The sequence below is a fragment of the Streptomyces sp. NBC_00663 genome (genome assembly GCF_036226885.1).
In the GTDB taxonomy this organism is placed as follows: Bacteria; Actinomycetota; Actinomycetes; order Streptomycetales; family Streptomycetaceae; genus Streptomyces.
The window spans coordinates 7012075-7023223 of record NZ_CP109027.1; the positions used below are offsets into that span (position 1 = coordinate 7012075).

Here is an 11149-nt window from a genome sequence, read left to right on the forward strand (position 1 = left end):
CATGCGGAGTCCGCGAGGGGGCAGGGCCAAGTGTCGAACGAAGAGAAGCTCGTTGAGTATCTGAAGCGGGTCATGGCCGACCTGCGTCAGACACAGCGCCGCCTTCGCGATGTCGAGGACAAGTCGCAGGAGCCCATCGCGATCGTCGGGATGAGCTGTCGCTTCCCCGGAGGCGTCCAGTCCCCGGAACAGCTGTGGGAACTGCTCGCCGACGGCGGCGACGCCGTGGCCCGGTTCCCGGACGACCGCGGCTGGGACCTCGGTGCCCTGTACGACCCGGACCCGGACCGGGCCGGCACCTCGTACGTGAAGGAAGGCGCCTTCCTGTCCGACGCGGGCGCCTTCGACCCGGCGTTCTTCGGCATCTCGCCGCGTGAGGCGCTGGCGATGGACCCGCAGCAGCGCCTGCTGCTGGAGACCAGCTGGGAGGCGATGGAGCGGGCCGGCGTCGCACCGGCGTCGTTGCGCGGTGCCAAGGCAGGCGTCTTCGTGGGCACCAACGGCCAGGACTACATCGAGGCCCTGCGCCAGGCCCCCAAGGGCGTCGAGGGCTACCTGGCCACGAGCGTCGCGGCCAGTGTGATGTCCGGCCGGCTCTCGTACACCTTCGGTTTCGAGGGCCCCGCCGTGACGGTGGACACGGCGTGCTCGTCGTCGCTGGTCGCCCTGCATCTGGCCGTGCAGGCCCTGCGCCAGGGCGAGTGCTCGGTCGCCTTCGCCGGCGGCGTCACGGTGATGACGACTCCCGGACTGTTCGTGGAGTTCAGCCGTCAGCGCGGCCTCGCCCCCGACGGCCGCTGCAAGGCGTTCGCGGCCGGCGCGGACGGCACCGGGTGGGGCGAGGGCGTGGGCATGCTCCTGCTGGAGCGTCTGTCCGACGCGCAGCACAACGGGCACCCCGTACTCGCCGTGATCCGGGGCTCTGCCGTCAACCAGGACGGCAGCAGCAGCGGCCTGACCGTACCCAACGGCATCTCCCAGCAGAGGGTGATTCTCCAGGCGCTGGCGAACGCCCGTTTGTCCTCGGCGGAGATCGACGCCGTCGAGGCGCACGGGACAGGTACGACGCTCGGTGACCCGATCGAGGCGCAGGCGCTGCTGACCGCGTACGGCCAGGACCGCCCCGACGGTCGGCCGCTGCGACTCGGCTCCATCAAGTCGAACATCGGGCACACCCAGGCGGCTGCGGGTGTCGCCGGTGTGATGAAGATGGTGCTGGCGATGAAGCACGGTGTGCTGCCGCAGACCCTGCATGTCGATGAGCCGTCGCGCCAAGTGGACTGGTCGGCGGGGGCTGTTGAGCTGCTGACCGAAACCATGCCGTGGCCGGAGACCGAGGAACCCCGCCGGGCCGGCGTGTCGGCGTTCGGCGTCAGTGGCACCAACGCGCACGTGATCCTGGAGCAGGCTCCGGTTCCGGTTCCGGAGGAGGAGCCTGCGGAGAGTGTGCCGCCGGTGGTGGCGCCGTGGGTGCTGTCGGGTAAGTCCGAGGCCGCGCTGCGGGCTCAGGCGGAGCGGCTGGCCGCTCATGCGCGCCGCGATGTTTCGGCGAGCGATGTCGGGTTCTCGCTGGTGGCGGGCCGGTCGGTGTTTGAGCATCGGGCGGTGGTCCTGGACGGTCTGCCTGGTGTGGAGGCTCTTGCCGAGGGCCGTGAGGCTGTGGGTGTGGTGCGGGGGAGTGCGGGGGGTGCGGATGGCCGTGCCGTGTTCGTGTTCCCGGGTCAGGGGTCGCAGTGGCTGGGGATGGCGGCTGAACTGCTGGATTCCTCCCCGGTGTTCGCTGAGCGGATCGGTGAGTGTGCGGTTGCGTTGGCGCCGTTCGTGGACTGGTCGCTGACCGACATCCTCCGCGACACCGACAGCGAGGCCTGGTTGGAGCAGGTCGATGTGGTGCAGCCGGTGCTGTGGGCGGTGATGGTCTCGCTGGCTGAGGTGTGGCGCTCGTACGGCGTGGAGCCGGCTGCGGTGATCGGTCATTCGCAGGGTGAGATAGCCGCTGCCGCTGTCGCTGGTGCGCTGTCGCTTGAGGATGCGGCGAAGGTGGTGGCCTTGCGTAGTAAGGCCATTCGGGCGCTGTCCGGGCGTGGCGGGATGGTGTCGGTCTCCCTCGGTATCGAAGCCGTACAGGAGCGGCTGACCGCCTGGGATGGTCGTCTGGCGGTGGCGGCGGTCAACGGCCCGGCCATGGTGGTCGTTTCGGGTGACGCGGACGCGTTGGACGAGTTGCTGGCCGCCTGTGAGGCGGACGGTGTCCGGGCCCGTCGTATCGCCGTGGACTACGCCTCGCACTGCGCGCATGTGGAGGAGATCGAGGACGTACTGCTCCGGGAGCTGGCAGGGATCACTCCCCGGGCGGCGCAGGTCCCCTTCTACTCGACCGTCACCGCCGAGGTGCTGGACACCACAGCTCTGGACGCGGGCTACTGGTATCGCAATCTGCGCCAGACGGTGCGTTTCGCCGACACGGTGCGCGCGCTGTTGGATGACGGTTTCCGGTTGTTCGTCGAGTCGAGTGCGCATCCGGTGCTGACGATGGGTGTCGAGCAGACTGCCGAGGCTCACGTCAACTCGCCTGTGACCGCGGTGGGTTCGCTGCGCCGTGACGAGGGTGGTCTGGAGCGGTTCCTGACCTCGGCTGCCGAGGCGTTCGTGGGCGGCGCGTCCGTCGACTGGGCCGGCCTGTTCGACGGCACGGGTGCCCGCCGCATCGACCTGCCCACCTACGCCTTCCAGCACCAGCACTACTGGCTGAAGTCGCCGGATTCCCGCGTCGGTGACGTAGCGGCCGTCGGTCTCGGGGCCGCGGATCACCCGTTGTTGGGGGCGGTGGTGTCGCTGGCGGATGCGAACGGGCTTGTGCTGACAGGCCGGTTGTCGTCGGCGGCCCAGCCCTGGCTGGTCGACCACCAGGTGCTGGGCAGGGTGGTGGTTCCGGGGACGGCGTTCGTGGAGCTGGCGCTGCGCGCGGCGGACGCGGCCGGGTGCCGGACGCTGGAGGAGCTGACGCTCCAGACGCCGTTGGTGCTGTCCGAGTCGGGCGCGGTTCAGGTGCAGGTCGTCGTGGGTGGTACCGACGATCCGGGCCGCCGCGATGTGGGGATCTACTCCCGTGTCGAGGGCGACGACGAGGAGTCCTGGACCTGCCATGCCAAGGGCGTGCTGGCGGTTGTCGACACGGAAGTCGGCTCGTCCGCAGGTGAGTTGACGGTGTGGCCGCCGCAGGGGTCCATGCCGGTCGCGGTGGACGACCTGTACGAGCGGCTCGCTGGGCTGGGTCTTGACTACGGGCCGGTCTTCCGTGGTGTACGGGCGGCCTGGCGGCGCGGGGACGACGTGTTCGCCGAGGTGGCGCTCCCGGAAGAGCATCGTGTGGAGGCGGAACGCTTCGGCATCCACCCGGCGCTGCTGGACGCCGCGCTGCACGTGACCGGCGTCGGTCACCTGAGTGGTCCAGACGCCGGGGACGGGACGGAGACGGGATCGGCACGGCTGCCGTTCGCGTGGAGCGGCGTGTCTCTGCATGCCACAGGCGCGTCCATGCTCCGCGTGCACCTGGCCAGGGCGGGCACGGACGGTGTGTCGTTGCTGGTGGCTGACGCCACCGGCGCACCGGTGGCCTCCGTCGGCTCGTTGGTGGGCCGTCCGGTGTCGCCGGAACTGCTCGACACCGTCGCGCGGCCGTCGCTGGACTCGCTGTTCGCGGTGCGCTGGGAGACGGTTTCGGGCACGGCCGCGGTCGCCGCCGCGGACGACTGGGCGGTGCTCGGTACGGAATCCTCGTGCCCCAGCGTCCTGCACTCCTCCGTCGGACGGCTTGCGCCCACCCTCGCCGAGCTGTCCTCGATCACGGAAGAGACGTTCCCGCAGGTAGTCCTTCTACCGTTCTCCGCGGCGGATTCGGCTGCGGACGCGGCGGCGGACGAGGCCGCCGTCGCTGTCGCCGCCCGTGAGCGCACTCACCGGGCGCTGCGCGCAGTACAGGAGTGGCTCGGCAGCGAGGCAACCACGACGTCGAAGCTCGTGTTCGTCACGCGCGGCGCAATGGCGGCCATGGCCGACGAGGATGTGACGGACCCTGCCGCGGCTGCCGTATGGGGGTTGGTCCGGTCCGCACAGACGGAACACCCGGACCGCTTCCACCTGGTCGATGTCGACACCTGGGACGCCGCGACCGACGCGGCGCGCGCGGCACTTGCCTCCGAGGAGCCGCAGATCGCCGTCCGCGCGGGCGAGTTCCGCGCCCCCCGACTGGTCAGGGCGTCCGGACCGGCAACGGCTGGAGAGGCCGGGGCCTGGGCTGCCGACGGATCCGTGCTGATCACCGGAGCGAGCGGCGTCCTGGGCGGCCTGGTCGCCCGCCACTTGGCCGCCGAACACGGTGTACGCCGTCTCGTCCTGGTGTCACGCCGGGGCCGGGACGCGACCGGCGCCGCCGAACTGGACGCCGAGTTGGCCGCCTTGGGCGCGCAGGCGGTGTTCGAGGCGTGTGACGTGACGGACCGCGAGGCGCTGGCGGGCGTGCTGGCGCGCATCCCCCAAGACCTGCCTCTGCGCGGGGTGGTGCACGCGGCGGGCGCGTTGGACGACGGCGTGGTGGACGCGCTGACACCCGAGCGGGTGGATACCGTGCTGCGGCCCAAGGTGGACGCGGCTCTGCTCCTGCACGAGTTGACCCGGGACCTGGACCTGTCGGCGTTCGTGCTGTTCTCGTCGGCCGCCGCGACGTTCGGCGCGGCCGGACAGGCCAACTACGCCGCGGCGAACGCCTTCCTCGACGCCCTCGCCGCCGGCCGGCGCGCGCAAGGCCTTCCCGCGGTGTCACTGGCCTGGGGCTTCTGGGCCGAACGCAGCGAGATGACCGGTCACTTGGCCGACGCCGACCTCGCCCGGATGGCCCGCGGCGGCGTCATACCGCTGTCGTCCCAGGAAGGACTGGCCCTCTTCGACGCGGCAATCGCCGCGGACGAGGCACTGCTCGTTCCGGTGCGCCTCGCCGGCACGGTGCTGCGGGGTGAAAACGGCCCGGTACCGCCCCTGCTGCGTCGGCTGGTCCGCGTATCGGCGCGGCGCACCGCGGCGGCGTCCGCGACTGCGGTCGGCACGGCCGACGGCCTCGCCGGGGACCTGGCCGCACTGCCGGAGGCCGAGCGGGAACAGGCCGTACTGGACCTGGTAGGCGCCCACGTCGGCGCCGTACTGGGCTACGGACCGGGCGACACGGTCGCGGCCGATCGCGCCTTCCGCGAACTGGGCTTCGACTCGTTGACGGCGGTGGAGCTGCGTAACCGGTTGAACGCGGCTTCGGGGTTGCGGTTGCCGGCCACGCTTGTCTTCGACTATCCCTCGCCGGCGGCCTTGGCCCGGCATCTGCTGGCGGAGCTGTCGGTGGCGGCGGGTGAGATGGTCGGCGCCGTCTCCGAGCGTCCGGCGCTGCCTGGTGCCGGGACGGCGACGGTGGTGGACGAGCCGATCGCGATCGTCGCGATGAGCTGCCGCTACCCGGGCGGCGTACGCACCCCCGAGGACCTGTGGTCTCTGCTTGCCAGGGGCGACGACGCCATGGCCGCGTTCCCGGACGACCGAGGCTGGGATCTGGAGGCGCTGTATCACCCGGACCCCGATCACAAGGGCACGGCGTATGCGCGTGAGGGTGGTTTCCTGTATGACGCGGGTGACTTCGATCCGGCGTTCTTCGGTATTTCGCCGCGTGAGGCGCTGGCGATGGATCCGCAGCAGCGGTTGTTGTTGGAGACGTCGTGGGAGGCGTTGGAGCGGGCGGGTATCGACCCGGCGTCGGTGCGGGGCAGCCAGACCGGCGTCTTCGCCGGGATCATGCACCACGACTACGGCTCCTTGTCGATCCCGGAGGACGTCGAGGGCTACATCGGCAACGGCACCGCCGGCAGCATCGCCTCCGGCCGTATCTCGTACACGTTCGGGTTCGAGGGTCCTGCAGTGACGGTGGATACGGCGTGTTCGTCGTCGCTGGTGGCTCTGCATCTGGCGGTGCAGTCACTGCGCCAGGGGGAGTGTTCGCTGGCGTTGGCCGGTGGTGTGACGGTGATGGCGACGCCGGCGTTGTTCGTGGAGTTCAGTCGTCAGCGGGGTCTTGCTCCGGACGGCCGGTGCAAGACGTTCGCGGCGGGTGCGGATGGCACGGGGTTCTCCGAGGGTGCGGGGATGCTGCTGCTGGAGCGGTTGTCGGACGCGCGTCGTAACGGGCATCGGGTGCTGGCGGTGGTGCGTGGTTCGGCGATCAATCAGGACGGTGCGAGCAATGGTCTTACGGCGCCGAACGGTCCCTCCCAGCAGCGGGTGATCCGCGCCGCGCTGGCGAGTGCCGGCCTCTCCGCCGACCAAGTGGACGCTGTGGAGGCGCACGGTACGGGCACGAAGCTCGGTGATCCGATCGAGGCGCAGGCGCTGCTGGCGACGTATGGCCAGGACCGGCCGGAGGATCGGCCGCTGTGGCTGGGCTCGGTGAAGTCGAACATCGGCCATACGCAGGCTGCGGCCGGTGTGGCTGGTGTGATGAAGATGGTGATGGCGATGCGGCACGGGCTGGTGCCGCGGACGCTGCATGTGGATGAGCCGTCCCCGCATGTGGACTGGTCGATGGGCTCCGTCGAGCTGGTGACCGAGGCCACACCGTGGCCCGAGACCGGGCGGCCCCGTCGGGCGGGTGTCTCGTCGTTCGGCGCCAGTGGGACGAACGCGCATGTGGTCCTTGAGCACGAGCCGACGCCGGCCCGGCCTGCCGACGATAGTGCCGGAGCTGAACCGGTGGTGGTGCCGTGGGTGGTGTCGGGGAAGTCTGAGGCCGCGTTGCGGGGGCAGGCGGAGCGGTTGGCTGCGTCTGTGGGTGGTTTGTCGCCGGTGGATGTGGCGTGGTCGTTGGTGGCGGGCCGGTCGGTGTTTGAGCATCGGGCGGTGGTCCTGGGGGATCTGGCCGGTGGGTTGTCGGCTTTGGTGTCGGGTGAGCCGGCTGCTGGTCTCGTCCGGGGGCAGGTCGTGCCGGGGAAGCTGGCGGTGCTCTTCTCGGGGCAGGGCAGTCAGCGGGCCGGGATGGGCCGGGAGTTGTATGAGGCTTTCCCTGTTTTCGCTGAGGCTTTTGATGAGGTGTGTGCGCAGTTCGATGGTCTGTTGGGCAGGTCGTTGCGTGAGGTCGTCTTCGGGGATGGGGAGGCGCTGGATGCGACGGGGTTCACGCAGTGTGGCCTGTTCGCTGTGGAGGTGGCGCTTTTCCGTCTGGTGTCGTCGTGGGGTGTGACGCCGGATGTGGTGGGTGGGCATTCGATTGGTGAGATTGCTGCCGCGTTTGTGGCGGGGGTGTGGTCGCTTGAGGATGCGTGTGTGCTGGTGGCGGCGCGTGGCCGGTTGATGCAGGCGTTGCCGTCGGGTGGCGTGATGGTGTCGGTGATGGCCGGGGAGGGGGTGGTTGTTCCGCTGCTTGAGGGCCTGGACGAAGTCGGCGTGGCGGCGGTGAACGGGCCGTCGTCGGTGGTGGTTTCGGGTGCTGAGGCCGCGGTGACGGCTGTCGTGGAGCGGCTGGAGCAGCAGGCGGTGAAGACGCGTCGGCTGCGGGTGTCGCATGCGTTCCACTCGCCGTTGATGGAGCCGATGCTGGACGAGTTCCGGGAGATCGTCGGCCGGTTGGCGTACTCGGTGCCGCGTATCCCGTTGGTGTCGAACCTGACGGGTGAGCTTGTCGCGGATGAGGTGTGTGATCCGGGGTATTGGGTGCGGCATGTGCGGGAGGCGGTGCGTTTCGCCGACGGCATCACCCGCCTGACCGCTGTGGGCGTGACGGCCTGTCTGGAGCTGGGTCCGGACGGGGTGTTGTCGGGTATGGGGCAGGACAGTGCCCCGGAGATGTTGTTCGCGCCGGTACTGCGCAAGGACCGGAGCGAAGCAAGTGCGGTGCTGGAGGCACTCGCGCAGGTCTATGTCCAGGGCCACGGCGTGGACTGGGCCGCCTACCTCGCGCCCTCCCGTCCGCGGCGGGTGGAGCTGCCGACGTATGCCTTCCAGCGGGACCGGTACTGGCTGGAGGCGGCGCCGGCGGCGGGTGATGTCACCTCGGTGGGTCTGGGAGTGGCCGATCACCCGCTCCTCGGTGCGGCCGTGACGCTGCCCGACTCCGACGGCTGCCTCTTCACCGGCCGACTGTCCGCGCGTACGCATCCGTGGCTGGCGGATCACGCGGTGCTGGGCGCTGTACTCGTGCCGGGGACGGCCTTCGTGGACCTGGCCCTTCACGCGGGCGCCCGATTCGGTTGCACGCGGGTGGACGATCTGGTTCTGGAGGCACCTCTGGTCCTGCCGGAGAACGGTGGGGTTCAGGTCCAGGTCGTTGTCGCAGGCCCGGACGACAGTGGTCGACGCGAGGTCAACGTGTACGCGCGTCAGGAGTCCGGTGACCCGGACCAGCCGTGGACGCGGCACGCCGGCGCTGTGGTGACCAGGGCTGCCGCCGAGGTCGCGCACCCCGTGTCGGACGAGCCGGGCGTGTGGCCGCCTGCGGGTGCCGAGGCGCTGGACATCGAGGGAATGTACGAGCGGTTCACGCTCGGGGGGCTGGCGTACGGACCGGTGTTCCAGGGGGTACGGGCGGCCTGGCGGCGCGGTACCGAGGTGTTCGCCGAGATCGCGCTGCCGGAGGAGCACGCGGCGGAGGCCGTGCGCTACGGACTGCACCCGGCGCTGTTGGACGCGGCCCTGCATGTGGCCGGGCCGGGGGGACTCACCAAGCCGGGAGGGGAGGACCGGGACCAGATCCGGTTGCCGTTCGTCTGGAACGGGGTCTGCCTGTACGCCACCGGCGCGAGCAGGATCCGGGTACGGCTCACGGCCTCCGGAGCCGACGGCGTGTCCGCGGTCCTGGCGGACGAGGCCGGCCGGCTGGTGGCCTCCGTGGACGAGTTGGTGACGCGCCCGGTCACGGCCGAGCAGATCGACACCGCCCGGGGTGCTGCCTTGCGCGAGTCGCTGTTCCGGCTGGACTGGCAGGCCATGCCGTTCCCGGTGACCGACGGGCCGTCCGCACTCCGCTGTGCTGTGGTCGGCGAACCGAGTGAGGCCGGTCTGGCCGCCGCTCTGCGGTCGGGCGGTTGGGACGTGGCGACGCACCCGGACCTGAAGAGCCTGGGCGATGCCCATATCGGCTCGCCCGTGGGGGGCGCCGAAGTGGCGTCGCTTCCGGAGTGGGTCTTCCTCCCTGTGCCGGGCGCTCTCGACACCGGCACGGGCGAGGGTGAGCGACTGCGGTCCGTGGTGGCCGGAACGCTGGCCTGGGTGCAGGACTGGCTGGCGGACGACCGGTTCGCCGACGCGCGCCTGGTGATCGTCACTCAGGGCGCCGTGAACACCGCATCGTTCGCGGCGGACCCCGCAGAGCAGGCCGTGCGCGACGCGTCCATGGCCGCCGTCTGGGGGCTGGTGCGCTCGGCGCAGGCAGAGCACCCTGGCCGGCTGTTCCTCCTCGACACCGACGCGCCGGCCGAGATCGAAACCGAGATCGAAACCGACATCGAGATCGACACCGAGAACGACACCGATATCGACACCGATATCGAGACCGCGTCCGTCGCCGCCGCCCTCGCCACGGGAGAGCCGCAACTGGCCCTGCGCGCAGGACGCGTCCTGCTGCCCAGACTCGTCCGGGCTGCTGACACCGGCTCGGCTGCGAGCAGCGGACCGGTCGCGACCTGGGACCCGCAGGGCACCGTGCTGATCACCGGCGCGAGCGGCACGCTCGCCGGACTCGTGGCCCGTCACCTCGTGGACGAGCAAGGGATACGGCACCTGCTGCTGCTCAGCCGAAGGGGTGCCGAGGCGGACGGGGCGGCGGAACTGACCGCCGAACTCACCGATGCCGGCGCCTCGGTGACGTGGGCGGCCTGTGACGTGGCGGACCGGGATGCCCTCGGCGCGGTGCTCGCCGGTATCCCCGCCGCCCATCCGCTGAAGGGCGTGGTGCACGCGGCGGCGGTGCTGGACGACGGGGTCGTCACCTCGCTGACCCCGCAGCGGATCGGCGCGGTGCTGCGCCCGAAGGCGGAGGCGGCTGCCATCCTCCACGAACTGACGGCCGACGCCGACCTTGGCGCGTTCGTGCTCTTCTCCTCCGCGGCCGGCACACTGGGCGCCGCCGGACAGGCCAACTACGCCGCCGCGAACGCGTTCCTGGACGCCCTCGCGACCCGGCGCCGCGCACAGGGCCTGCCCGGTCTGTCGCTGGCCTGGGGACTGTGGGAGCAGCGCAGCGCGCTGACCGGCGGCCTGGGCGAGGCGGACCAGCGGCGCATGGCCGGCATCGGGCTCGGCGGACTGCCGACGGCAGACGGACTCGCCCTGCTCGACGCCTGCTGCGCCGGCGATACCGCGGTGATCGCACCGATGCGGCTCGACGCGGCGGCCGTACTGGCGACTGTCCGTGACAGCGGCGGTGAAGTACCGCACGTACTGCGGGAGTTGGTGCGTGCACTGCCCAGGCAGCGGCAGGCCGTGGAGGCCGCCGGGGCGGCAGCGGGGGGCCTTCGGGAACGGCTGGCCGGTGCGTCGGCTGCGGAAGGCGAACGCATGGTGCTGGACGCCGTGCGGCGCAATGTCGCGGCCGTACTCGGCCACGGCGGAATAGAAACCGTGGAACCGGCCCGCGCTTTCAAGGATTTCGGATTCGATTCCCTGACGGCGGTCGAACTGCGCAACCGGCTCAACGCGTTCACCGGACTGCGCCTGCCCGCAACCCTCGTATTCGACTATCCGACACCGACGGCCCTGGCCGCATTCCTGCACCAGGAGCTGGCGCCCCGGCCGGCACTCGACGGCGGCGACGTGCCCGTGTCGGTGGGTCTCGACCGGCTCGAAACCGGGCTGTCGGCCATGACCATCGAGGAGATCGGCCGCACCGACGTGATCGAACGACTGCGGAACCTCCTCGCGAAATACGGCGACACAGAGGAAGGAACGGAAGGAGCCGATCTCGTCGAGCAGCTCGAATCGGCGACGGACGGCGACCTCTTCAGGATGGTGGACGACCTCGGAATCAGCTGAACCGACCCTCCTGACGTACGAGAGACCACCCTCGGTCGAAGTCGAATCCTTTCCGCCGGCTGCCTTGTGGCCGACTGCTTTTGATGGGAAAGCA

General features: G+C 70.7%; 1 protein-coding gene. It reads left to right on the forward strand.

Translation table 11 applies throughout. The features are described from left to right. Positions 1–30 precede the first annotated feature (30 nt). Complete coding sequence (locus tag OG866_RS31840) at positions 31–11055, forward strand: type I polyketide synthase (RefSeq protein WP_329340040.1); 11025 nt, start codon at positions 31–33, stop codon at positions 11053–11055. Positions 11056–11149 lie beyond the last annotated feature (94 nt).